At 29.6% G+C, this 24325-nt stretch carries 37 protein-coding genes and 1 pseudogene; 9 read left to right on the forward strand and 29 right to left on the reverse strand.

Annotated features, from left to right (window positions below):
* Positions 1-475: 475 nt before the first annotated feature.
* Complete coding sequence (locus P3X86_RS07690) at positions 476-1624, forward strand: hypothetical protein (protein ID WP_483292083.1); 1149 nt, start codon at positions 476-478, stop codon at positions 1622-1624.
* Between the two features lie 24 nt (positions 1625-1648).
* On the opposite strand, the gene P3X86_RS07695 is transcribed toward P3X86_RS07690, so the two are convergent.
* From P3X86_RS07695 to P3X86_RS07810, 24 genes are all read right to left on the reverse strand, one after another.
* Positions 1649-3160: a peptidoglycan-binding domain-containing protein gene (locus P3X86_RS07695; RefSeq protein WP_483292084.1), complete on the reverse strand. Its 1512-nt coding sequence runs from the start codon at positions 3158-3160 to the stop codon at positions 1649-1651.
* 369 nt (positions 3161-3529) lie between these two features.
* Positions 3530-3709 carry a hypothetical protein gene (locus P3X86_RS07700; RefSeq protein ID WP_483292085.1) on the reverse strand — a complete coding sequence of 60 codons (180 nt, stop codon included), beginning with the start codon at positions 3707-3709 and terminating at the stop codon, positions 3530-3532.
* Positions 3710-3726: 17 nt separating this feature from the next.
* A complete protein-coding gene (locus tag P3X86_RS07705) occupies positions 3727-4014 on the reverse strand; it encodes a hypothetical protein (protein ID WP_483292086.1) in 288 nt (95 codons plus the stop codon).
* A gap of 12 nt (positions 4015-4026) precedes the next feature.
* Positions 4027-5136 (reverse strand): S8 family serine peptidase, encoded by a 1110-nt coding sequence (locus P3X86_RS07710; protein WP_483292087.1) that lies wholly within the window; start codon positions 5134-5136, stop codon positions 4027-4029.
* 104 nt (positions 5137-5240) lie between these two features.
* Entirely contained in the window at positions 5241-5402 is a 162-nt protein-coding gene (locus P3X86_RS07715) for a hypothetical protein (RefSeq protein ID WP_483292088.1), read from the reverse strand.
* Positions 5399-6958 (reverse strand): hypothetical protein, encoded by a 1560-nt coding sequence (locus P3X86_RS07720; RefSeq protein WP_483292089.1) that lies wholly within the window; start codon positions 6956-6958, stop codon positions 5399-5401. The genes P3X86_RS07715 and P3X86_RS07720 overlap by 4 nt, the downstream gene beginning before the upstream one ends.
* 307 nt (positions 6959-7265) lie before the next feature.
* Positions 7266-7871, reverse strand: coding sequence for a tyrosine-type recombinase/integrase (locus P3X86_RS07725; RefSeq protein ID WP_483292090.1), 606 nt, complete (start codon positions 7869-7871; stop codon positions 7266-7268).
* Positions 7871-8026: a hypothetical protein gene (locus tag P3X86_RS07730; RefSeq protein ID WP_483292091.1), complete on the reverse strand. Its 156-nt coding sequence runs from the start codon at positions 8024-8026 to the stop codon at positions 7871-7873. Before P3X86_RS07730 ends, P3X86_RS07725 begins: the two co-directional genes overlap by 1 nt.
* 57 nt (positions 8027-8083) lie before the next feature.
* The gene (locus P3X86_RS07735) at positions 8084-8830 is read right to left on the reverse strand and encodes a hypothetical protein (RefSeq protein WP_483292092.1); all 747 of its coding nucleotides are present in this window, start codon (positions 8828-8830) and stop codon (positions 8084-8086) included.
* Positions 8831-9017: 187 nt separating this feature from the next.
* A complete protein-coding gene (locus P3X86_RS07740) occupies positions 9018-9506 on the reverse strand; it encodes a hypothetical protein (RefSeq protein WP_483292093.1) in 489 nt (162 codons plus the stop codon).
* A 69-nt stretch (positions 9507-9575) separates the two neighbouring features.
* Entirely contained in the window at positions 9576-9743 is a 168-nt protein-coding gene (locus tag P3X86_RS07745) for a hypothetical protein (protein ID WP_483292094.1), read from the reverse strand.
* Between the two features lie 2 nt (positions 9744-9745).
* Positions 9746-10513, reverse strand: a complete 768-nt coding sequence (locus P3X86_RS07750; protein WP_483292095.1) for an ion transporter — start codon at positions 10511-10513, stop codon at positions 9746-9748.
* Positions 10497-10658, reverse strand: a complete 162-nt coding sequence (locus tag P3X86_RS07755; RefSeq protein WP_483292096.1) for a hypothetical protein — start codon at positions 10656-10658, stop codon at positions 10497-10499. The genes P3X86_RS07750 and P3X86_RS07755 overlap by 17 nt, the downstream gene beginning before the upstream one ends.
* On the reverse strand, positions 10645-10770 hold the full coding sequence (locus P3X86_RS07760; RefSeq protein WP_483292097.1) for a hypothetical protein: 126 nt from the start codon (positions 10768-10770) through the stop codon (positions 10645-10647). The genes P3X86_RS07755 and P3X86_RS07760 overlap by 14 nt, the downstream gene beginning before the upstream one ends.
* Complete coding sequence (locus P3X86_RS07765; RefSeq protein ID WP_483292098.1) at positions 10767-10955, reverse strand: hypothetical protein; 189 nt, start codon at positions 10953-10955, stop codon at positions 10767-10769. Before P3X86_RS07765 ends, P3X86_RS07760 begins: the two co-directional genes overlap by 4 nt.
* The gene (locus P3X86_RS07770; RefSeq protein WP_483292099.1) at positions 10955-11161 is read right to left on the reverse strand and encodes a hypothetical protein; all 207 of its coding nucleotides are present in this window, start codon (positions 11159-11161) and stop codon (positions 10955-10957) included. Before P3X86_RS07770 ends, P3X86_RS07765 begins: the two co-directional genes overlap by 1 nt.
* A gap of 5 nt (positions 11162-11166) precedes the next feature.
* On the reverse strand, positions 11167-12123 hold the full coding sequence (locus tag P3X86_RS07775) for a phage replisome organizer N-terminal domain-containing protein (RefSeq protein WP_483292100.1): 957 nt from the start codon (positions 12121-12123) through the stop codon (positions 11167-11169).
* A 172-nt stretch (positions 12124-12295) separates the two neighbouring features.
* On the reverse strand, positions 12296-12493 hold the full coding sequence (locus P3X86_RS07780; RefSeq protein ID WP_483292101.1) for a hypothetical protein: 198 nt from the start codon (positions 12491-12493) through the stop codon (positions 12296-12298).
* Between the two features lie 7 nt (positions 12494-12500).
* A complete protein-coding gene (locus tag P3X86_RS07785) occupies positions 12501-13019 on the reverse strand; it encodes a hypothetical protein (protein WP_483292102.1) in 519 nt (172 codons plus the stop codon).
* Positions 13020-13021: 2 nt separating this feature from the next.
* Positions 13022-13153, reverse strand: coding sequence for a hypothetical protein (locus tag P3X86_RS07790; protein ID WP_483292103.1), 132 nt, complete (start codon positions 13151-13153; stop codon positions 13022-13024).
* A gap of 13 nt (positions 13154-13166) precedes the next feature.
* Positions 13167-13361, reverse strand: a complete 195-nt coding sequence (locus P3X86_RS07795; RefSeq protein ID WP_483292104.1) for a hypothetical protein — start codon at positions 13359-13361, stop codon at positions 13167-13169.
* Positions 13362-13376: 15 nt separating this feature from the next.
* Positions 13377-13556: a hypothetical protein gene (locus P3X86_RS07800; RefSeq protein ID WP_483292105.1), complete on the reverse strand. Its 180-nt coding sequence runs from the start codon at positions 13554-13556 to the stop codon at positions 13377-13379.
* A gap of 64 nt (positions 13557-13620) precedes the next feature.
* Positions 13621-13854, reverse strand: a complete 234-nt coding sequence (locus P3X86_RS07805) for a hypothetical protein (protein WP_483292106.1) — start codon at positions 13852-13854, stop codon at positions 13621-13623.
* Positions 13855-13986: 132 nt separating this feature from the next.
* Positions 13987-14181 carry a helix-turn-helix transcriptional regulator gene (locus tag P3X86_RS07810; RefSeq protein ID WP_483292107.1) on the reverse strand — a complete coding sequence of 65 codons (195 nt, stop codon included), beginning with the start codon at positions 14179-14181 and terminating at the stop codon, positions 13987-13989.
* Positions 14182-14341: 160 nt separating this feature from the next.
* Here P3X86_RS07810 and P3X86_RS07815 point away from each other — a divergent pair, with 160 nt between their 5' ends.
* Together P3X86_RS07815 and P3X86_RS07820 are read left to right on the forward strand one after the other, a co-directional pair.
* Positions 14342-14686: a helix-turn-helix domain-containing protein gene (locus P3X86_RS07815; protein WP_483292108.1), complete on the forward strand. Its 345-nt coding sequence runs from the start codon at positions 14342-14344 to the stop codon at positions 14684-14686.
* Between the two features lie 82 nt (positions 14687-14768).
* Positions 14769-15557 (forward strand): potassium channel family protein, encoded by a 789-nt coding sequence (locus P3X86_RS07820; RefSeq protein ID WP_483292109.1) that lies wholly within the window; start codon positions 14769-14771, stop codon positions 15555-15557.
* Between the two features lie 226 nt (positions 15558-15783).
* On the opposite strand, the gene P3X86_RS07825 is transcribed toward P3X86_RS07820, so the two are convergent.
* From P3X86_RS07825 to P3X86_RS07835, 3 genes are read right to left on the reverse strand one after another with little or no spacing between them, the layout of a single operon-like run.
* Complete coding sequence (locus P3X86_RS07825; RefSeq protein ID WP_483292110.1) at positions 15784-16530, reverse strand: hypothetical protein; 747 nt, start codon at positions 16528-16530, stop codon at positions 15784-15786.
* On the reverse strand, positions 16530-17066 hold the full coding sequence (locus tag P3X86_RS07830; RefSeq protein ID WP_483292111.1) for a hypothetical protein: 537 nt from the start codon (positions 17064-17066) through the stop codon (positions 16530-16532). The genes P3X86_RS07825 and P3X86_RS07830 overlap by 1 nt, the downstream gene beginning before the upstream one ends.
* A gap of 2 nt (positions 17067-17068) precedes the next feature.
* Complete coding sequence (locus P3X86_RS07835) at positions 17069-17728, reverse strand: hypothetical protein (RefSeq protein ID WP_483292112.1); 660 nt, start codon at positions 17726-17728, stop codon at positions 17069-17071.
* 366 nt (positions 17729-18094) lie between these two features.
* Between P3X86_RS07835 and P3X86_RS07840 the strand changes: the two genes are divergently transcribed.
* From P3X86_RS07840 to P3X86_RS07865, 6 genes and pseudogenes are all read left to right on the forward strand, one after another.
* A complete protein-coding gene (locus P3X86_RS07840) occupies positions 18095-18361 on the forward strand; it encodes a helix-turn-helix domain-containing protein (protein ID WP_483292113.1) in 267 nt (88 codons plus the stop codon).
* A 124-nt stretch (positions 18362-18485) separates the two neighbouring features.
* Entirely contained in the window at positions 18486-20069 is a 1584-nt protein-coding gene (locus tag P3X86_RS07845) for a recombinase family protein (RefSeq protein ID WP_483292114.1), read from the forward strand.
* A 214-nt stretch (positions 20070-20283) separates the two neighbouring features.
* On the forward strand, positions 20284-21195 hold the full coding sequence (locus P3X86_RS07850) for a hypothetical protein (protein ID WP_483292115.1): 912 nt from the start codon (positions 20284-20286) through the stop codon (positions 21193-21195).
* A 50-nt stretch (positions 21196-21245) separates the two neighbouring features.
* Entirely contained in the window at positions 21246-21782 is a 537-nt protein-coding gene (locus P3X86_RS07855) for a hypothetical protein (RefSeq protein WP_483292116.1), read from the forward strand.
* A gap of 139 nt (positions 21783-21921) precedes the next feature.
* Positions 21922-22290: pseudogene (locus tag P3X86_RS07860) on the forward strand (manganese catalase family protein); the annotation flags it as partial.
* Between the two features lie 123 nt (positions 22291-22413).
* Positions 22414-22722, forward strand: a complete 309-nt coding sequence (locus P3X86_RS07865; RefSeq protein ID WP_483292117.1) for a hypothetical protein — start codon at positions 22414-22416, stop codon at positions 22720-22722.
* Positions 22723-22802: 80 nt separating this feature from the next.
* Here the strand turns inward: P3X86_RS07865 and P3X86_RS07870 are convergent, their stop codons facing one another.
* Together P3X86_RS07870 and P3X86_RS07875 are read right to left on the reverse strand one after the other, a co-directional pair.
* Entirely contained in the window at positions 22803-23831 is a 1029-nt protein-coding gene (locus P3X86_RS07870; protein ID WP_483292118.1) for a dipeptidase, read from the reverse strand.
* Positions 23832-23842: 11 nt separating this feature from the next.
* Positions 23843-24325: a RidA family protein gene (locus P3X86_RS07875; protein ID WP_483292119.1), complete on the reverse strand. Its 483-nt coding sequence runs from the start codon at positions 24323-24325 to the stop codon at positions 23843-23845.

The following is a 24325-nucleotide window of genomic DNA, read 5'->3' on the forward strand; positions in this document are numbered from 1 at the left end:
TTATTATATAACCTTTCATATTTTGCAATTTTTTGTATTAATTACGTTCCTATTAGTAACAAATCAAAAGACTAGCAAACGCTAGCCTAAATACCCTAAAACCTACTTATACCCTATAACAGGCATCTCACCCTTATTTCCGACCTTATAACCAAGCTTATCAAGAAACCCAACATGTATATAATTCTTATCTTCAATAAAAAAACCCTCTGCTTCAACTTCATTACCATGTAAAAGCATTTTTATTTTCTGAAGTTGAGGATAATCCTTTGTTTGCTCTAATTCCTCATATACCCTAGCCTTAAACTCAGACCACTTACCAATGCTTCTAAGAATAAGAGGATTACTTCAGCTCATTTGCATGATAATTTGTTAGTATTTTACTATTTAAATCAAATATAGTTTATGATATAATAGCTATTATTTAGATGTATAAACAAATATTACTACTATAAAAATGATAGGGGTGCTCACAATGGATAATTATAAAAAAAGGATTATTTGCTTATTTGCTCTATTTTTAATGGTATTACATTTAATTGCTTGTGGAGAAATTAAAAAAAATACTATTGCGTCTAATAATAAATCAAAATCGCACACTGATAATAAAAATAATTACTTGATTACTAAAATTATTGATTATGATATAAAAAACATAACCGATGCAAAAATAATAAATAATGAGTTGTGGTTTATATCAGGATGGAAAAAAGGAATACATCACTTAAATTTAGATACTAATGAAATTAAACAATATGATAATAACACTCTGACTGATGCATTTTACTACAATACAATATATCATTCAGGGAACAATATTTGGTTTTTAACAAAAAATTCATCTAGTGTGGGTGAGAATTTTCTTCAAACTGTATTAAAGTATGATATTTCAAAAAATAAATTTATGAATTATTTAGATGGCAAATCTAACACTAGTGCTAATTCTGTCATTCATTCTTATGATAATACTGCTTGGATTGGTACACATCAAGGACTTTATAAAATAGATTTAAGCAATAATAAAACAGACATAATGAATAAGGAATATATTAATGGTATTGCAGGTAATGATGATAAGATATGGATTGGAACTGTTAGTAATGGAATTATTGAAATAGATAAAAAATCTAATAATTTTATTTATAATAAAAATAGTTTTTTAAAAGAAAAATATATAGATGACTTGTTCCTAATAAAAGATAGACTTTGGATTAGTTGGAGCATAAACGAAGAAACTTTAGGGTTGTCTTGTTTAGATACAAAAAATAATAAATGGCAACACTTTAATAACAGTACTTTAAAAGGGTATGTCGGTACTATCAGTATAGATTCAAGTGGTACTCTATGGACTACATTAGATGATGGATTAAATTATTTTGATAATGACTTGAACAAATGGATTAAAACATCATTAGATGTAGAATATGAACTAAGTATAGAATCGGTTGATAATAATAGTTTTATAGCTTGTAGTGAGGGACTATTGATACTGGATAAAAAAACAGGAAAAAATAAATGGCTTATAAAAAATACGCCAGTACATAGTATTATAAGGAAAAATGACAATGAACTAATTATTTTTACTAATAATTCGATTTCAAATATAAAAATCAAAACGCCTTAAAATAAAGCGTTTTGATTTTTTCTTTTATTTTTTTTCTATATATGATATATGAAAATGATGATGATGTTTATCTAGATATTTTATTTTTTCATATTTATTGTAAATTCCTGCGTCGTTAAAAAATATTTTTCTAACTTTTGAATTTTTTAGTATTATTTTTAAAAATTCCTCTGAATTCTTTGAACTATAATTAGACTCATAAATTGTTGTTCCTCCAAGGCTATTATTCTTTTTTAAAGGTCGTATGTCTATGTCTACACCTTTTCTATGAGACTCGTGTTCTCCTAACTTACCACCATTTTTTGCACTCATTTCACTAAGTTGGATTAAAATTGCAGACGTTTCTGACCATTCTTTGCAAGCTGTAACTATATAATTTGCTACTTCTGGAGTTAACCATTTTACATCATTATGATCTCCAAAACTTGTTATATATCCAACTCCAAATTCTAACATTCTTACAAAACCTGCACTAGATCTTGTAGTACTTTCATAATATTCTTCTTGCAAAGTTTCTAATCTTTCATTAGAATCATAACTTTTCTTTAGTTCACGTAGTAAAGTACTATCCAATTTTCCAGTCTTAGAAATGCCCTTAATTTGCTGAAATGATTGTGCAGCCTTAATACATTTAGGACCCCAGCTACCATCAACTGTGCCTATTGCATATCCTATTCTTAATAAATATCTTTGAGCTTTTTCAATATCTGTCCCTTCGTCTTCACTCCCCCAAGTTAAAGTTTTATACTTTTCATCTACACACTTCCCATCAACCATAATTGCAAATTTGAGTCTATGATCACCAGGTTCATCAAAGTTAGCAACTAAACAAAGTGATTCTTTACCTATCGTGTTTTGTTCTTCTTCAGTATATAATTCATTATTGTTTTTATCATACATAACTACACTATATTCTGGACTTTTATCTGTACCTCGATTCTCAACTGTTACTTTTATTAGCACCCCTTTTCCTAAAGGAAAAGGATATCTTTCTGGATCATCTGGTTCAATACTATTTATTACTAAATCATAGTCCTCTGTAGTTCCCCCAGTCCCCCATGTATACGTTCTATATTCGCTACAAACACATTCATCATCAACTTCAATAGCGAATTTAATTTTATGATTCCCTTTATCATAGTATTTTACACTTAGATACGCTGCATTACTATCTCTACTATCTAATTCATATTCTCTATCGTAATCAATTACATCACCATTTTCATCATATGCTATTACTTTATATCTTGGACTTTCACTTTCTCCGTTGTTTCTTACTTTTATCTTAAATTCTATATACTCACCAACATCAAAAGGTTCTGATTGCTCCACTGTAATATCTTTAATTACTAAATCATAATTCTCGGTAGTACTATCATCATACCGTTTATATTTAACTTCGTAGCTACCTCTTGGTCCTTTATAGTGAATTACTTTCATATAGTATTTTTTTCTTTTAACAGGTAGATTAATTAACTCATATTTGCCTGCCCCTCTGCTTGACGAACCTATTTTATTGTAATCCTCATCATACACTTCTAAATTTATATCTAAATCACTTACATCTGGTTTTATATAAAAGTTTGCATTTCCCGATTTGTTAAATTGTATTTCATATCATTGACTTAATCCTTGACTTATTGTAGCTCTTGCTGACACACCATTTGTTAACGGTCTCATTAAACCACTCCTTTGAAATTTTTCTTTAAATTTGTATAAAATTAATTATTTGGTACCTTAAAACAAAAAAATAAATGGAACTTACTATATTTATGTTTTTATATACTCTATATCAATCATCTTTATCCTCCCTCCTTTTTTATGCCTTTCACTTATATAAGGCGATAACAAAGAGATTTAACAACCAAAAAAATCATTTATTACAAAAATGTAAAAATTATTACATTATTTACTTGGAGTGTCTAATGCTGTGGATTTCCCAAAATAATAACCTATTATTGTTCCTGCTGTTGAAATAAACGCTGTTGGTACTTCTTTCTTTGTTACTGTTGCATATATTGTTAGTCCTATATATGCAGCTGTCATTCCTAGTGCTATAATCTTTCTTGTTTGTATGTTTTTCATATTCTTTTATCCCCTCTCTAATTTAAAGCCCCTGTCACTAAGCTTGTGACAAAGGCTGTTGTTATAACTGTTATTATTGTTGTTATTATAAGTTCCCATCTTTTAGTTGGCTTTTCTTTTAGTTTACTTACGTCCTTTTCTATACGGTCTATTTTATTGCTTTGCTGTTTGTTTTGCTCTGCTAATATCTTTATATTGGCATTCATTTCTAGCAGTATCTTTTGGTTTTCTTTCAATTCGTCTATCCTGTGATGTGCTGATTTTATACTTTCTTCTACTGCTGTAACTCTTTCGTTTAGCTCCATTAATCACACCACCTAATATATAATTCTTCCTGTATCCGTTTCATTATTATAGTTAATAAAAGAACCTGTAGATTGTGCCATAAACCTCACTGGTAACATGAACCTACCGTTTATTACTTTCGCAGGTGTATTCATTTCTATTTGTTGGTCATTTAGATACAATATATTGCTGCCTTCTGTAACTTTAATATCAGCTTCTAATGGCTGTAGTGTACAAAATCCAGCCCCATAGTTTTTATCTAACCCTTTTACACCTATATCTTTTGTGTTGAATTTAAGTAATTCCCATAAAAACTGTTCTGTTATTGATTTATTAAACTGTTCCTTGTATTTACATGCTATTAAGGCAGCTATGCCTGAAACTAGTGGTGTGCTCATACTTGTACCACTCATAACTGCATAGTCGTACTCTCCACCATATTGTTGTTCATAATCACAAGAGATTACATTTACACCTACTTGGCATACATCAACGTGTTTACCCATTGTTGAGAATAGAGCCTTTTCTTTTTCTACATCTACAGCTCCTACGCATATCACTTCATCAAATCCAGCTGGGTATCTTATTTCTCTTTTAGCTGTATTTCCTGATGAACATATCACAGCTATATCTGCGGTGACTAATTCTTGTATAGTTTTGTGTAACTCGTCTATATCTTTCTTAGATTCACTGTTTTTATCAAATGACAGTGACATTGAAACAGTACTTACTTTCCTACCATCCTTGTGAGTATATTCTTTAATCCATTTTAAGGCCTTTATGATGTCTTCAATTTCACAACCACCAAGAGCATCTAATACTTTAACAGGTAATATTTCAGCTTTAGGTGCTATTCCTACGTTTACACCTGCTATACTTCCTGCCACATGAGTTCCATGTCCATGATCATCTTTTGTGTCATGTTCTCCACCATAGTAACAAAAGTTTTTCCCCTTTAATATTCTACCTTCTAGCTCTGTGTGCTTGTTAACACCAGTGTCAACAACAGCAACTATCACACCTTGCCCCAGATACCCTTGTGAATGAAAAGTCTTACGACCTGATAGATTAAGAAACTTTAAGTCATCTTCTTTTAATCCTTTCCCTTTACTATTAATTTGAAAATCATCTAAACTTATCATTTTTATTCCTCCCCTTTGTCTTTGTACATAAAAATAACACCTTGTTAGGTGTAAAAAAGTTCCTTATATTATATAAGTTGATAAGTAGGTAAAAAAACAACCTACTAAAGTATTTCCTTTGTCCATTCTTCTTTTGTCTTAAATCCAGCCCTCGTCCAAGGTGGCACGATTGGTGGTTTTGTAGTAACTTTCTTTAGTTCCTTTCTTGTTTCTTCCAATTCTTTAGACAGTTTTTCGATGATTTCTGCTAGCTTCTCATTCGTCATCTTGTATACCTCCTTGCCAAGTAACTACATTTCGGATTTTTTGTATTATCCGTCCTCGTTAAGCTGATTTTATAGCCTATGTTGATATTGCTACCTATCCCTGAAATATTGTGATTCTTGCTTATATTATGTGATATAACTGAGCTGTTTGCCGAATTGATTAGGTCTATCTTGACGTTACCCCCATTGAGTTCGCTGTGATAGCTCACTAAGTCCCAAGTTTTTATTGTACTCGGAACTTTGTTATGGTGAACTTCTATAGAACCGGACAGCGAAGGTGACTCCGATAATGCAGTTATGCTTTTTACGGTATACACATAAGAACGGTTAGTTCCAAATGCTTTGGTACTGACTGTGTATACAATCCCTTCGTCAATGCGTATATGCTTGTTTGGTGATGTCTGTGGTAATGCTACAACCTTGCTTATTCTATATTCGTCACCTAAAAGCAGATTGTACGAAATTTCTGCTTTTAGATTTACTATTATCCTGTTGCCCTCCCTTTTTATTTTCAAATGATTCGTTGAATTTGCAACGGGCGAAATTATAACTTTTGAATCGGATGAACTCGGGAACTTTTCTATTTTTATGCCATTCAAGTTTATTAATGGGGTGAATCTGATGCCATGCATATATTTAGTTTCAGAACCGCCACTGCCCGATGTAGTATATGTCATAGTGTCTTTTTCGACCAAGGGGTTAAATCGCACGCTATCATCCCTGACGATAACATCGCCTGTGCTTGATTTAACGGTTACTCCTTCGATTGAATTGAATTCCGTAATTTCCTCTAGCAAGCTTATTCGGGTTGTCGGATTCCATTTAGTGCCATCGTGTACCCATAATGTACTCGAGTTTGTGTCCCACCACGTTTCTTTTTGCTGTCCTTTAGTGGGTTCGCTAGATTGCATATAAGTTACTTTATTAAGTGCTTTTGTGTTTTTGTTAATAAGTTGCAACAACTTCCCAGCTTCATCCTTCCCCAATATCCCTTTAATACCATCAAACCACGCTTTAAAATCATTTGAAAAACACTTTGTTATGGTATTTATATCTACCTTAATAAGACTATTTACAACACCACAAAACTCATTGTTGAACCTTAAATCTGTTATGTTACTAGCTTTTACACTTATACATCCAGCATCTATAGCTACATCTGCTATGGCTAGTTCGTATATATCAGAGTTTCTCTGTATCTTTGGGGCTACTGGACTGCTGTTAAATTCCCCTTTTTTAACATAAGCCTTTATCTCTCTCTTCGTCATATCAAGTCTAACAACCACTCTGTCAATACGTTTCAAGACTCCATCAGCTTGTGCAATGCTCAACACTAAATTGCTATCATTGTAATAGAAATACCCATTAACCCAAGCCTTGCCAGCTTTAACCGTAATGGTCATATTATTGTTTGATACTACTTGCAAGTTCGTACTTGGATTAGGAAAAATACCGTTTCCTATAAAGCTTCCAAAGTACTCTGCAATGTGTGCGGTGTTATAAGTTCTATCACCGTTTACACTGTTAAAAAAGCTATTTTTTTCTATTTCAATCACCTCATTTCGTTTTTTAAAACATCTAGTATAGTTGGAATGCTGTCACCAAATGTACAGTCAATTTTGCCTTTTTTATGATTTTGTTTACACATAACTCTACCTTCTTTCTATCTAAATATCATAAATATTTTAACGAACATTTCATTAATATTATTTTTAATGTTCGTGTTTTTTGATTTGAATGTCCTATTTATATATAGAATCAGACATTCATATTATTTTTTGACTACCTATATATATCATTTAAAACGATGCTTTAATGTCTACTACTCTTAAAATGGGACATTCATCTACTAAAAAAATAAAATCAGTTATACAACTGATTAAGTGTGTTTGAATATTTATCATATAATTCTCTGTCTAATCCTAGATATCTTTTGGTTATTTCAACGCTTGCGTGACCTAACATTTCTTTTACTGCTATTATGTCAAATCCACTTTCTACATAGATTGTATAAGCGTATGTTTTTCTCATGCTGTGAGCTGTGATGTTCTGTAATCCAAAATACTCACCAGCTTCTTTTAATATCCTACTTACTTGCTTTACTTGTATGTGACTGCTGCCTTTTCTGGACTGGAATAAATACTCATAATCCTTTTTGTTCTTTATATATTCTTTTAGTATCTTACTTAATTTAGCTGGTATCTTAACCTCACGAGGTTTTATATTGCTTTTTCTTATGTTTCTTGTGTTCTTCTTTTTACCTTCCAGTATGATAAAGTACCCTGTTTTTAAAGCTTTTTTTACTTCTCTTACTTTTAACTTAACTAAATCACCTGCTCTGTAACCAGTACCAATTCCAAGTGCAAAAAGTACATAGTTTCTCTCACTTTTGTATCTTAAATAATCTTGCATATCATGCACTGAATTAATATTTTTAATTGGGTTTGCAGGCCTTTTTATATTAGGCATTATTGATGCTCCTTTTCATACCTTTCTTTGTACTTCTCAAATCTCTTACAATTCTTACACTCACAACATTCTGTAATTTCTTTGATGATTTCTTGTCTTTGTTTATTCTTTAGATCATTTAGTTCCTTGTCACTTTTCCATTTTATTTTTTCCATAGCACCACCTTACTTTGTTTTTTTGTATTAAAAAAGACAGTACTTAGACTGTCTGATTTACTTATAATAGTATTTTATATTTAATAAATGATTTATTGGTATAACAATATTTAATCTATTAGATATATTGGATATTCTGACGAATTCTTTTGTTATGTCTATATCTTCATAATTAATATTACTTTTAATTTTCTTCCTTCCATTTTGCATATAATATACTTTTATTTTATTAGCTTTTTTCTTCATAAAATTTTTTTCAATACAGTAAGTTGTAAATGTTACAAGTACGTTTAAAAAATAAAATGCAACTATTCTACCTATTTTAAATGTATCTAATTTCATATCATTCATCATATCAATTAAATCAACTGTATATATAGTCAAATTAAATGACATCCCAAAATAAAAAAAGACGGCAAGTGTAGGAAGTACAATGGTCACTAATGGAAATAAAATTTTTTCATCTTTAAAAAATCTGCCATTTTGATGTTCCCATTTAATTGAATTTTCTATATAACGCCATAACATTACTATGTTGAGAATTATTGTTATTATTATTGTTACAATAATCGCTATGTCTCCTCCAAATAAATCATTTAAAGAAAGTTGCAAGCTTAGAATTGCTAAGGGATATAATTGCGATACTTTATACAATGTTTTTACAGTTTCCAATCTTATGCTTTTTAAAACAATATACTTATTTTTCATCTTTAACTGATAACTGTAGAGTTTAATTGAAATAATAACAGTCAATATAGACACTACTAATGGTAATGCAAGATTACTAATAATTGTTTCTAACATTTCATATCATCTCCTATTTGTGAATTAATTGTAAATATATCCTTCAATATACTATCACAATAAGTTCTTGATTGAAATGAATTTTTAATATATTATTGAAAGTTCTTTTTGTTTTTCTTAAAGCTTCCCAATACAATTATAGCACACTTTTTTTATCGTTTTTTCTCACAAGTTTCTCATATGTTTCTCACTTCATCAATTTAGATATATGTTTTATAAGTTTATCTCTCTTTCTATACATAGTGGCAGTACTGCAATACAGTCTTTTTGCAACCTTTTTCCATGATAGCAAATCATCATATTTCAATTTAATAATATTTTTTTCTTCTTGATTAAGCTCACTAAGTATGATATCTATATTATCTATCTTATTTCTTGTATCTCTTATCCTACTTTGAGTTTTATGTTTATCCTTATACGCTTGGGCTAATTTACATTCTAACTCTCTAAATGCTCTTTCTAATTCTCTTTCAACTGAACTTTTTATACCATTGCTTGTTTTAGTATGTGAATAAACTACAGCTTTAAGTGTATTCTGCATCTCTATATTGCTTTGGTCTATGTCTCGTTTTAATGTTTCAATATAATATTCAATTCTTTCTAATCGTTGCTTTAATCTTTCTAGCTTATATTTGTTATCATAGTGTTTATATAATATCTCTTCAATTTTCCTCATTATATCCCCTCCATAAATAAAATAGACACCCCTATATTTTAGGAGTGTCCGCTGGTTGTCCAGTAGGACTTAATATGCTTTGTCTCTATCTCTTATTTTATAATCTGTTTGCAATGATCCATTGTGGTTACTTATTTCCATTTCAATGTAATCTAATTTCCCTTGTTTCTGTGCTAATTCTAGAACGCTATCAATAAAATCTACTATCTTATTCTTTAACACATTTTTCTTGTCCATAGCTACCCCCTAGCTTTTTGTCTTATAAATTCTATATATGTCATTATTGCTTTTATTTCTTCCTGTGAAAAATCAGAAATATCAATATCCCTTACTGTTTCTCTTTCGTCCTCTCTGCTGTTTTTCTTATTATCTAAATATTTTATAAATGTTGCTGTGAATGATCCTGTGAACAGTACTCCTATTAATGCTAAAAATCCACATATCATTTTACCTGCTATAGACATCTGTTCTATTCCTTCATATCCAAACAATGTCACACTGGTAAAACTTAACCATAGAGCATCACCATATGTTTTAATGATTGCTCCTTTTTCAACTACGTATATAATTATTGAGCCAATTATTACTATTGATAATGTGATATATATAATATACTTAAAACCGTTTGTATTTAAGAACTTCTTTGTTCTTTTATGAAATTTTTTAGTAAAGTTTAGCACTCTCACTAATTTAGTTACTTTAGATATCTTTGCTATCTTCACAACCTTTAATAACTTTAAAGCTCTAAACGCTCTAAATATTGAGTTAAATGGAATAATGGCTATTAAGTCTAATATATTGCTCTTAACAAACTTATATTTGCTTTCTGATGCAGTCAGCCTTGCTATATAATCTATTGCAAATAGTATTAATATTAAATCATTTAACGTTTCCATAGTATCAAACGCTGTTGTTATTACAGCAATTAAAGCTAACAAGGCTATAACTACTTCATATATAACTATTAATCTTTGATGTTGAGCTAATCTGTTACACAACAAGTTCACGTCCGTTCAAACTCCCTTTACTATCTGTTTTCTCCTGCTCTTTACATATAACCACTGATTGACACTTTTCACATTTGCCCACTTCTCTAAGTGACCAAGCTTTATGACCACAGTTTACACACTCATATTCCTTAAATCCACTCATAGTTATCCTCCTTCAATAAATCAATCCCCATTAATACAATCTCCCTTTTATCTGCATGATAACCCTTTGATAGTTCATTTATTCTTTTATTCAATTCATCTGCAAAACTCATGCTATCTTCACCTTGATTAGTCCATGTTCTATATCTTTCTTTAGAAAACATTCTTTGTATTGCTTGAACTGAACAATGATGAACTTATCGTATATATCTGATATTTTGCCTTTTATAGCTTTAGTCTCTTTTTTCTTTCTGTTTAAGAAACTAATTTTAATAACTTGTCCTATGTTAAAATTCATTAGTTTACACCTCCAGCAATAATATATAGTCTTTGCTTTACGTCAGTTGGTATTATCTCACCTATTGTACATAATGAACGTCTATTATAATTCAGATTATCATTAATTATCATTGCTTTGTTAGTAAGCTTTTTAAACTCTTCATAATCTCCATCTAAGTACTTTATAACTCCCCTGAATGCATGTACGATTGCTTCAATATTCATTTTTTTTACCCCCCATTTATCCGTTTTAACTTCTTTTCCAAATTCTTATTAAGCTTATCCTGTAACTGTTCATCGTCATACTTAGTAGTCGTATGCTTAAAATTATGGAAGTTGTTTTTACTCTGTTCTTGAGCATTTTGCTTGTTTTGTTGTTGTGATGTCTTATTGTCATAGTTCCCTTCAAGAACCTTGACAAAATTGTTTGGCTTAACAAGCCAGTCAAATGTGATAGTCCAACTAGTTTGATTTTGACCTTTCAAAAAGTCAGATTTGTTAATCCTGTTGATTGCTAGTAGTATTGCCTGTATACCATGCTCTTTTAATCTTGCGTTAAGTTGTTTGTATCTTTTAGTATTTGGATTTAGCGATACTAGCTTTTGGAGATTTAAATTGTTCCATGCTTCTATAATTTTTTCTCGTTGCTCTTTAGTGCAACGTACAACTTTAGTTGTATTAATATCTTTTTCTTTATCTATATCTTCTTCTATATCTATATCTGTTGCGTTACTCTGCGTTATTGTAACGTTACATGTAACATTGTTCTCGTTACAATCTTCTGTAATCCCTTCTGTTAACAGCTTTTTCTTTTCTCTATGTCTTGCTACACGCTTTTTAGTTTGCTCTCTAATCTTATCTAGTCCATCAACGTTTTGATGTTTGTTCCAGTTTTCAATGTACATACCTTGCTCATCTATCCTAAGCATTTTAAAATTTTCAAATACCTTGATAGATATATTTATTATGTTCAGTGGGATATCAGTTAGATTAGAAAGCATTTCAGCAGAATAGGGTATGTCCTCAGTAAGATATATGTACCCTCCTGCATTTGTCTTGCCTGCTAATGTAAGTAAGTAAATCCATACCAATAATATCTGTGTACCTTCTGGCATCTTTCTAATAATTTTTATCTTTTCGTCATTGAACATTCCTGTAGTTATCTTTATCCATTTTACCTCTGCCAACAGTCTATCCCCCTTATATAATTTACTAAATTATCCCTTGTTAACTTTGTTACTATCTGATATACTTTAGTTACTGAATTTTTCATGAACACTCTTATAGTTGTTGTAGCAACTTGAGTGTTCTTTTATGTTCAAATCTTTTGCTTTGCCTACGTAAAAGAAAATAATTGCTTTAGTTTTCACACTCTACCTCCTTATTCTTTGATATTTCTTGTAAACATTTATCAGCGGTCATACTGCTAGTATCACAGATTCTTTGATTATAAGCATTATATATTGATGTTCCTTTTTGATATAAAATTTCTCCTAGTTCTGCTGATGCCAATATTTGATTATTAATTTTACTTACTACCTTAAACAACTTTAGCATTTATATTTCACCCCTTAGCATAACCATTTACAACACATTTCTCATTATGCTCTGCTATCTTCTGTATTAACTTATTTATCCCAAACCTCTTTGCATACCAAAGTTCAAGCGTTTCTATACAATGCCTTACGTCTATAGCTTCATGTATTGCTTTATCTATCAACTTAATTTCATCATCTGTGTATGTGTCTTTATCAAATAATAATTCTAGTAATTGACTGTATACGTCTAGAAACTCATTAATCTCTACATTGCTTTTCATAAGTATCTCATGCCCTTGACTTCTGATGTTCCCATCTAAGCACACTAAGTGAAACTTTGACCCAACTTCACAATTTGAGCATTGATATCTAATCAAATTAATATCATTCAATACATTTGCTAAGTCAACAACCTTGTCAGGTGAAATTGGTTGCTGCCCTTTCCTAAGTTTATATAGAGTTCTTTCATCCATGAAGCACTGTTCTGCTATTCTACTAACCTGCATGTCCGAGTTTTTGACAGCTTGGTCTAATTTTTGATGCACTCTTACTCACCCCATTCAAATTCAATAAAATCATCACATTTATCTAAAAAATGTACTTCTTCTTTTGTTTTAGAACATACTCCATCAAAGTTACTGTAATACTTGCAATTTTGACAAGTGTTATCTTCATTCATTTACACTCACCTCCTAATTAAGAAATGGACTAGGTTTATAATACTTTTTCTTATGTTTTCTAGAAAACCTCACACGGTCAAATTCTAAATCTATCTGTAAATGAAATGGATAGTTATTTAGCTCTGCAAAGAAAGTTTTAAGCTCGTCTACATCAGATGCATAATAATTACTTAGATAGTTGAGTTTTCTTTTATTAATTAGATCCAATGTTTATCCCTCCATTTATTCATCTATTTGTACTCTCAAATTATTCCTAGCAATATCAGCTATCCTATCAAGGGTTGCCTGTATCTCTTCTGGTGTCCTATTTATATAGGAACTATCACGTATTTCTATTTTTGTGTTCCCAAGCATGAATTCTTCAACAATGTTCCCTTCTGGTATATGTGGTTGTTTTTTCATGCTTTCACCCCCTTGTAATTACACTATGTTTAAAGAGTTGTTTTGTGCTTGTTTACAGCAAATATTACTTGCTTTTTTGGTTCGCTTTGTTTCTACTTTTTTGAAGAACATATTCATCCCACTCAGTTACTATCATCTTGTCGTTTTTTTCATCTAGTGTTAGATTACAGAACGTATTACAATTCGGACATCTTCCATGTCCAGCATCTTTTATTCCCATTACATGACCTATTGATTTTTGAGCCACAAACTCATGTCCACATATCGGACATTTGCAATCATAATTTTTATTGTCCATCTTCTTCCCTCCTCTCAAATCACACTCACAAATCCCATTTGATAACGTAGTTGGTATATATTGCTGGTTTATTGTTGGGTTGGTGTGTGGGATAATTAATTATAATGAAATTAGTCCATAATAAATGTACTTTTAATTTAAAAAAATATCGTCTGTAGTCCTATTAAAAACATTTGCTATCTTTACAGCTGTGTCATACCTGAGTCTTATTTTGCCACCTGCTAAAGCCGACATATATTGCTTATTTTTACCTATTTTTTCACCTAGTTCTTTCAATGTTATCCCTTCTCTTTGGCAAAGAAGTTTTATTTTTTTATTATAATTCATTGTTCACCTCTTTCAAGTACATAAACTATGGACTTTATAATTCAATTACAGTACATGATTCATGTACTGTTAAGTGTTTTTTTATTCTTTGACTATATTTAATGTACTTTTCTTGAAGTCCATTAAATATAGACTATAATATTATGTAGGAGGTAATGTTATGGAATTTAAAGATAGATTAAGAGAAGAAAGAACTAAAAGAAAGTTGACTCAAACTGAGTTTGGTAAGATATTTAATTTATCAAAACAGGCAATATCTAGTTATGAAAATGGAGTAAGTTTTCCTAATCCAACTATGTTGAAAGACTTTGCTGATTATTTTAACATTACAGTTGATTATCTCCTTGGAGCTAATACAAAACCAGCAATAATACCTGACGAACTTAAAGAAATAGGTGTTGAATATATAGCACTTGCTAAGAATTTTAAAGATAATAAGATTCCACCTGAGGACGTAGAAAAAATATTGAAAGTTTTAAAAGAAATGAAAAAAGAAGATAATTAACCTATGTGGTTTATTATTTTTTATTCTACAATGGTTAAATATTCTATAAATGTTGAATATAGCTTATTGAGGAGGCCTTAATTTGATTTCCTTGTCAAAAGAAAAATATAAAACACTATACATAATATATGATATAGCTATAGCTTTATTAGCATTGATAGCTGTTACTATTGCCTTTATGGATATATGTGGTCGTATATCAAATAATGACTATGCACTAATGCTTATTGATAAATCTATCTTAATAATATTTGCTGTAGATTACTTTACTAGGCTTTTTATATCTAAAAATAAGAAAGCCTTTTTTAAACAAAATATACTGGATCTAATAGCAATCATACCTTTTAATTCTATGTTTAGAGTTCTTAGGGTTTCTAAGTTGTTAAGATTAACTAAAATGACTAGGCTTACTAAGTTGTTTAAAACTATGCGTTTAATTAGGCTGATTGCTTTTTCTAAGAAGTTCACTAAAAAGATTAATAAGTTCCTCCATACGAACGGATTTATTTATAATATATACATAACTTGCTCTATTGTAGTTATAGGAGCTATCTCAATATATATCATAGAAAAAGGTATAACTGTTGATAGCTTGGGTGATGCTATCTGGTGGAGTTTTGTAACAACTACCACTGTTGGATATGGTGATATTTCTCCAAGCACTTCACTTGGTAGGATTGTAGCATCTATACTTATGCTCACTGGCATTGGTTTTATTGGTATGCTTACGGGTACTATTACAACTTATTTTAGTTTTAAAAAGAAAGACAACCCTCCCCCTACATCTACAAAGACAATTGATATTTCTGACCTGGGGGATGATGAAGTTCGGGAGGTTTTGAGGTTTGTGGAGTTTGTGAGGGGGAAATGAAAAAAGCTAATGAATAATTTCTTTTTTATGGTTCTATTTTTATATTATTGGTTATAATATAAAATAAGAAGGTGATTAAAGATGAATTTATTTTTTAGAAAAACTAGCAAAAAGGATGTTTCAGACATTTTAATTTGGATCAAGTTTTTATGTAAAGGTAAAATTCCTTTTACTATTAAAAATACAGATAAAAATTACATATTAAAGGTACACTAAAAAAACAAATTTATTCTTCATAAATTTGCTTTTTTAATACTTTACAAATTGGTGTATAATCTTTTAGATTTGTAGTATATATTTTACAATCGTCAGGACATTCTTGTGCTATAATAAAATCACCTAGCTTCCAACAATTTCGACCATAAGGGATTTTTTCTCCGTTATTTATAAAGTTGAGCATAGTTACATTTTTTTCAAGACATTTATCTTGTAAACATGCTAATTGTACAAAAGTATCTTTGTTATTCTCTAAGAATTTTTCTAAACTGCAGGATGGCTTAGGTCTTTGTTTACAAACTGATTCTATGTGCCAAATTCCTTCCACTTTTTCTGGTTGTACAAAAGCTCTAGTACAATTCGTTTCGTTACACATATTTTTTTCAATATTTCTATTAAACCTAGAAATAAAAATATCTTCAATTAACAAATCAAGGCGTTTTAACACATCTTTTTTATCTATATTTCCATTTTCAGTTATAAAACCTATTATTTTTTCTATTCTTGCATGTTGACCTTTTGAAAAAACATTTGCAGTTATTCTATCTAATGCCTCACTAGTAGTTTCGCTATCAATTAACAAGTTATAAAATGAAATAGTATTTTTAACTATATTATTCATAAATTCACCTAATACATAAGTACTACAAATAAGTTTTTTACCTTTTAAATCTAAATTAAGTTTATCTCTTTTTCTTTTATAGCTAAAATTTCTATCTATTTGAATAGTCGTATCTAAAAATATACTTTCTTCCATTAACAACCTCCAAAAATCCAATCTATACCAGCTTCTAATAATTCATTATCAAATTGCCGAAATTCTTTTTGTGTTATATTAGTGGTAGTTACTTTAGATACAATTTCCGATATTATGTCTAATTGATTTTGCTCTATATTTTCGATTTTTATTTTATTTATTGCATCATGCAATATAATACATAATCTTATGTTATATTTCTGTTCTGTATCGTTATATTCCTCATAATGATTTGAAATTTCTTTTAATATTTTTTTGGCTAATGATAAATAAAAAATACGATCATGAATATCTTCAAAATTTTCAGCAAGTTGTTCAATGCGATTCTTTAATCTATCATATTTATTAGACAAATTTATTAGATCTTTCTTTTCTAAAACTTCATATTTTTGTTTTATATCAATTTTATCTGATATCAGTCCTTCTATTCTCTTAAGTATCTTTATCATTTTTTGACTATCATTTACATTATACTCACTCATATTACTTTTATCAAATTTCTTAGGATAATCCGATATTTTCAATACATCTCTCATAATTAATTCTCCTTATCAAATGCTTTTTTTATATCTGAAAAGGTTTGTAAAAAATAATCAATATCTCCTTTATCAAATGTTAAAATCAATTCATCTACTTTGTCGGTTATTAATTCTTTTAACATATGAAGCGGAGAATATGAATCTGTACTAAAAGATGCACTTGATTTTATCTTTGCAGTCACATACTTAATCTCAGGTAAATGACCTTCTTCATCATCAAATACTTTTTTGTTCATTTCCCAATCTATACCACTGAAAGTACTGATTTTTGAAGTGCTCTTTATTAAATAACTATTTCTCATATCATCTGTTATCAAGTAATCCTCTATAGCTTCTAACTTTTGTTTTAGTTGTACTTTTTTTTCTTGTATATTACCATCTTCATCATTTTTATCTACATATTGTTCTATTATATCATCTTTAGGTTCATTAGATAATAGTGCATTAATGTACGTTGGTATTTTAATATTTACTACAAGTTCTAAAGTATTCTTATCTATTTCTAGTTCTTTAGACATTTCCTTTATTAAATTTTGCTCCAAAAAAATGAATTTTGCTCCTCCAACATTAAAAAATATCCTCACAGATTTGTTTTCTATACATTCTCTTAAATATTCTACAATATTAATAAATTCTATTTTACTCTCTAGTTCTTTCAAAGCAGTCCCCCCCTTGAATTTATTTATGCATAATATATTATTTTCTATATTAATCCTCTATTTCCTTTATTTTTTGCATTATAATCCAAATTATAATAAACCCTCTCCCCTATTACAACATACTCTATGTAATCAACTCCTAAATGCAATATGAATCCCCCCAGTTCATGTTATGTACATATGTTCAATTACAGTATATAATCACGCTTAAGCCTTGTCAAATAGCCATTTATGCGAACTTTGTCACGCAACTATGACGGAGTTATTTTGATATTTTTTTAGAATAAAACAGCCTTTGGATGAAAATTATACCACTCATTGTTGCGTGTTTGCTGTGGTATAATGAAGTGCAAGGAGTGAAATGTCATGCCTAATATAGTCGGAAAACGTCTATTTGAAATACGAAATAGTTTTAATATGTCGCAAGAAAAATTTGCAGAAATTCTTGACGTGAAATATAGAACATATCAAAACTGGGAAGAAGGAAATAGGATACCACACGTTGACACTCTGATACATATTGCTGATACTCTGCACATTAGCATTGACTGGCTTCTAGGTCGCAACAATTATTTCATTATGCATAATATCAATGACACAGATGTTATAAAACATGTATTGAATATAAAATGATTACAACTTAACGAACGTTTGTTCGTTATTTTTATTATACACCTTTCTTGATTTAATTTCAATGATGGATTTTTTTATGCAGTTTCTATATAATATAAATAACAATTAATAAAGGAATGATACTATGTATTGCTTATATTTACGTAAATCTCGTGCTGATATTGAAGCTGAATCTCATGGTGAGGGTGAAACTCTTGCTAGACATGAAAGTATATTACTTAGTGTAGCTAAAAAAATGAAGCTAAGTATAACTAAAATATATAAAGAAGTTGTATCTGGTGAAACTATCTCTTCTCGTCCTGTTATGCAACAACTTTTAAATGATGTTGAGCAGGGTATGTGGAAAGGGGTTCTAGTTGTCGAGGTCGAGCGTTTGGCACGTGGTGATACTATTGACCAAGGTATTGTTGCACAAGCTTTTAAATACTCTCATACGACAATTATAACGCCTATGAAAATTTATGATCCTAATAATGAGTTTGATGAGGAATACTTTGAATTTGGATTATTTATGTCTCGTAGAGAATATAAAACTATAAATAGACGTTTACAACAAGGTCGTATATCTTCTGTTAAGGAAGGTAAGTATGTCGGTAACATTCCTCCATTTGGTTATGTTCGTGTAAAACTTGAAGGTCAAAAGGGTTTTACTCTAAAACCACATCATGAACAATCTGATATAGTCAGATTAATCTATCAATTATACACTAAAGGAGAACAACAAGCTGATGGTACATATAACAGACTTGGGGTATCTTTGATTGTGCGAAAACTTAATGATATGAAGATACCTACTGCTAAAGGTGGTGACTGGGTTACTTCTACTATTCGTGGTATTCTTAGTAATCCTATATACATAGGTAAAATTAGATGGAACTGGAGGAAAACAGTAAAAAAAATCAAAAACGGTGTGATGATTAAGGAACGACCACGTGCTAAAAATAGCGATTGGATTCTTGTTGACGGATTACATCCTGCTATTATTGACAACAAAACGTTTGAACTCGCACAGTCTTATTTAGCTGAGAACCTTGCTACTAGTGTCCCAACTAGGCATATTGTAAAAAATCCACTTGCTAGTTTAATTATCTGTGGTAAATGTGGACGAAGAATGAACAGAAGGCCTTATGGTGATAAATATCCTGATTCTCTCATGTGTCCTGTTACTTCATGCAATAACATTAGTTCTAAACTTGAATTAGTTGAGAAAAAGCTACTTGAAACACTTAAAGTATGGCTCTATGATTATAAACTTGAGATAAAGCAAAAGGAATTTGAAGGCGAAGATATTAGTCTAGAAAATCAGCTAATTAAAAAATCTATTGATAATCTAGATAAGGAACTAGAAACTCTTAATATTCAAATAAATAATCTACATGATCTATTGGAACAAGGTGTATATTCTACTGATAAATTTTTGGAGCGTTCTAAACTGTTGAATGAAAAAATATCCACAATATCTGCTAATAAGTATGAACTTGTGGATAAGCTACAGCAAAACAATATAACTGAAAAAAACAAACATACTATTATACCTAAGATTGAGAAGATATTAGAAATTTATAGTAACCTTGATAATCCTGCTACTAAAAATGAGCTTCTAAAAGAAGTTATTGATAAAGTCATTTATACTAAAACAACTGGTGGTAGATGGCATGGTAACCCTGATGATTTCAAACTTGTTTTGTATCCTAAGCTTCCAAAGTAATTAAAATCACTTAATTATTTGCATTATTATACATAGATATTAAATATATTTAATATCCATTTTGCAATAGTCTGTCACAAAAGCTATTTACATGTTAAAATGTTATATTATTGTAATATTTTAATTTGTTTCATAGTTTTGCAATTTTCTCCTCTTTAATATTGTATATTATCTTTGTGTACACATTACTAAATAATTTTAAGGAGAGTGAATTATGAAAAAGAAAAATTTAGTATTTTTTTTATTAATTCTATTATTATCAATATCTAATACTTTCGGCTTTGCAGAAACAATAAATAATGAAACAGACGAAATCTACTATGAAATTGACGAAAATGATTATGTCAATCAAAACATAGCTTTTTCTTTTATGACTATTTCTCCAAAATCACATAATACTAATAATGATGGTAAACTATTAAAAACAAAACGTAAAGTTATGTATATAGAAAAAGATATACATGGAAATGAAAGAAGATTAACTAGAAGTAAAGAAGATATGAAGATAATTGATACAATAAAATTTTTAGAAAAAAACCCTTCATTGGCAAGTATTGTTGCGAAATCTTCAATTACGCCCAAATGGAAAAAATTCTATAAATTAACCTTATATATTCATGTATTTGAAGGAAATTTTAAAGACGGCAATTTTGGATATCAAGTAGATGGATCTGCTGAATGGGAAGCTCCTAGCTGGTTAACAAGTGCTAAAAAAGAGCCAGCTACTGGCGATGACTGTATGGCCTTTACTTGGGGTGGTAATTATGATTTTGATTCCCAAAAATTCACTAGAATATTAAATGACGAAAACGAATTTAATCCAGGTGATTTTCCACATAGAAATGAGTGTATTGTACCAAATAAATCTTTAGGATGGGCATTCCCAGAAAGGATGCAAATCCATAACCAATATGATTTGTATGTAAAAAAAGCTGCCGCTAGATTTTTTTTAAAAAAACCTAAAAATCTTTTAGAAGGTGGTACAACTAAATTAATTTTAAGTTATTGTCATACTTATGAAAAATTTAAAGGAAGTTTCTCCTTAGGATATCAAACCGGTTATATAACTGCAGGAACTATTGATGACCAATGGAGTGATAAAGTTTTTTTGACAATTAAAAAATAGAAATTAATTATACCATTTATATAATATTGCATATACGAGGGGATAATTTTATGAAAAAAACAATAATTTTAACATTGATTTTACTAATATTAATATTTATATCTATTACGTACTATTACTACAATGAATATACTATTGCACCTGATATGATTGCTAATAATATTGTTAATGAAACTGATTCAGGTGTTGAAATTCAAGATTATAAACACGACAAAAATCATATTTATGTAGTATTTTCTACTCACGATAGTATTGGATTTGCAATATACGAAAAAACATTTTTTAATAGATATTCTCGCATTAAAATCGGTTGTACAACAGAATTTTATAACTATGACTTATATAAATATAATAACAGCACTATTCTTACTATTGTTGGTAAAAATATATGTGATAAAATAAAATATTTTATCATACATACTGATAATAAGGATATTAAAGAATATGTTAAATCAGAATATTTTTTATATAAGTATGATTTATTAGACAATTTTTCATTAACTCAGAGTATTTGCGATATTAAATTTTATGATAAAAATGATAATGATATAACTGATGAATTATATCACTTAAATCTAATCAAATAGAAAATAAGTAAAAAATATAGCTATAAATCAAATTATTTTGTTTGATTTATAGCTATTATTTTAAAAATTATAAAAGTCTAAAGTTGTTAAACTTATATAACATCACTGATAACGTGTTGGTACCTAGGAACTAGCTCATTGGGAAATAATAGGCACTCTTGTCTATCAGCTTGTTAAAAATGCACCTATTAGCAAAATAAAAGGCACTCCTTTTGAATCTCACTTTGCTTCTCATGGAAGAAGTCCTTTTCCTGAGACAGCTGGTGGTGTACCTTGGACTGCAGCTTTTATACAATCTAAGGAAGACCCTATTGCTAATTTATATGAGGATATGGCTGCCGAACAAAAAGCTCGTGCAACTTATGAAAGCTTGATTAAAATAAGTGATGACCCAGGCGTAACCGATGCTTTAAAGTTTCTTCGAGAGAGAGAAGTTGTTCATTTTCAACGCTTTGGAGAAACTCTAATGATTGTTCAAGATTTCCAAAACACTAAGAAATTTTATTGATATTTTTTTATTTCATTCATTTGTATGATTAAAAGCAAATTGCTCTTACTATAGAGAATTTGCTTCTTTTTTTATACTACTATACATAAATATTAAACAAGATATCTCTATTAGGAGGGTAGTATGAAGAATATAGATTATAAAATAGTTGATTATATAAAAAACAGTAGAAGTACTAAAGAGCTTACTTTGACTGAAAAAGACGACTTTCTTTTACTAACTATTGCTAGATCGTTCCCTACGCCTGGATATAAAATGCTTGTACATAATATACTAGAATATAAAAACTCTGAATATATTATAAATATAGAAATAACCTCTCCTCCCAAAAACAAAGTCTTTACTCAAGTAATTAATTTCCATGAATTAATTTTACAAATTAATAAAAAATCAATAAAAGAAAATTATCAATTTGAAATAAGATACCTATAACTTTCATAATAAAAAAAGGCTATAATAGCCTTTTTTATCTTAAATAATAATATTCATTTGATAGTTTATCCTTACAACTATCAGCTACTTAAAATCTTTTCCATAAACTTAATAATATTTAACCCTATAATTTTCTCTATCTGAGATTCGCTATAGCCACGATTTAGAAGTTCTTCTGTTATTAATATACTATCAGTATAATCTTTTAAAGCATCTACAATCTCATCTTCAATATTCCCATATCTCATTGATGTTAAATCAATCCCTTTGCATATATCAAACCCAAAGCCTATATGATCTGTACCTACTAAGCTATGTATATGATCTATATTATCACACATTGCGTTAATATATCCTTTTGGGGCTTTACCTATAATAGGAATGATATTGTTAATCCCAACAAACCCACCTGACTGTGCTATTTTACATATATGTTCATCACATAGATTTCTAGATATATTATTTATTTGTCTGCAATTCGAATGTGATGCTATAACAGGTTTATATGAATGCTTTAACACATCATCTATTCCTTTATCGTTTAAGTGAGAAAAATCAATAAACATATTCAGTTCGTTCATAGTCTTTATAACTTCAAATCCAAATTTAGTTAATCCACCATCATTATCACTATCTAAGCCAAAAGTAACTCCCTGAGCTACGTAGTTGCTTCTTGACCAAGTCAACCCTGCTCCTCTGACCCCTAGATTATAGAATGTTTTTAGTAAATGAATATCGTTTCCAATAGGTGCTAACCCCTCTAGCGAAAGCATTATACCTATTTTATCTGATTTCATCACTTCATTAAACTCTTCAAGTTTAGTTACTAAAGTCACATCTTCTTTTGTTACTCTTATATCATCACGTAACATACTAAGTTGATCTAATGCCACTCTTAACCCTAACTCAGGTAAATAGCTATCATCAACAAAAATAGATGAAACTACAATCTTAACTCCTGCATTTTTCCATTGGTCTAAATAATAATTTTTAATAACTTCTTTTTCGCCATTGTTGTACCTTTGGTAGATTTCTTTTGCCAAGTCCAAGTGACAATCAGCTACATTAAATTTTCTGTGTAACTCTTTTGCTCTATCAAAATTACTCATCATTATCACACCTATTCTTCTACTTCAATTATTACTTGTATCTCAACTGGAGTATCCATTGGTAATGTTCCTGTTGGTACTGCACATCTTGCATGTTTACCACATTCCCCGAACACTTCTATTATTAGATCAGAAAAACCATTTATTACATACGGTTGATCTATAAAATCATCAGTACAGTTTACATATCCTATTACATTTATGAAGTTTTTTACTTTACTTAAATCACCTACTGCATTTTTAATCTGAGCAATAACATTTAAAGCTGTTAGTCTTGATGCTTTATATCCATCTTCTTTAGACAACTCTCTGCCAATTTTCCCATAAAACTGAGGAACTTTATCCCACATTGGCCCTAATCCAGACATATAAATTTGTGTTCCATTTTTTTTATAAGGTATATATGAACCTATTGGCCCTAATGTTTCAGGCAATTTGAGTCCAAGTCTATTTAATACTACTTCTGGGTTATTATTACATTTTTTTTGTATCAT

It is taken from the genome of Abyssisolibacter sp. ZYX002, assembly GCF_056892235.1.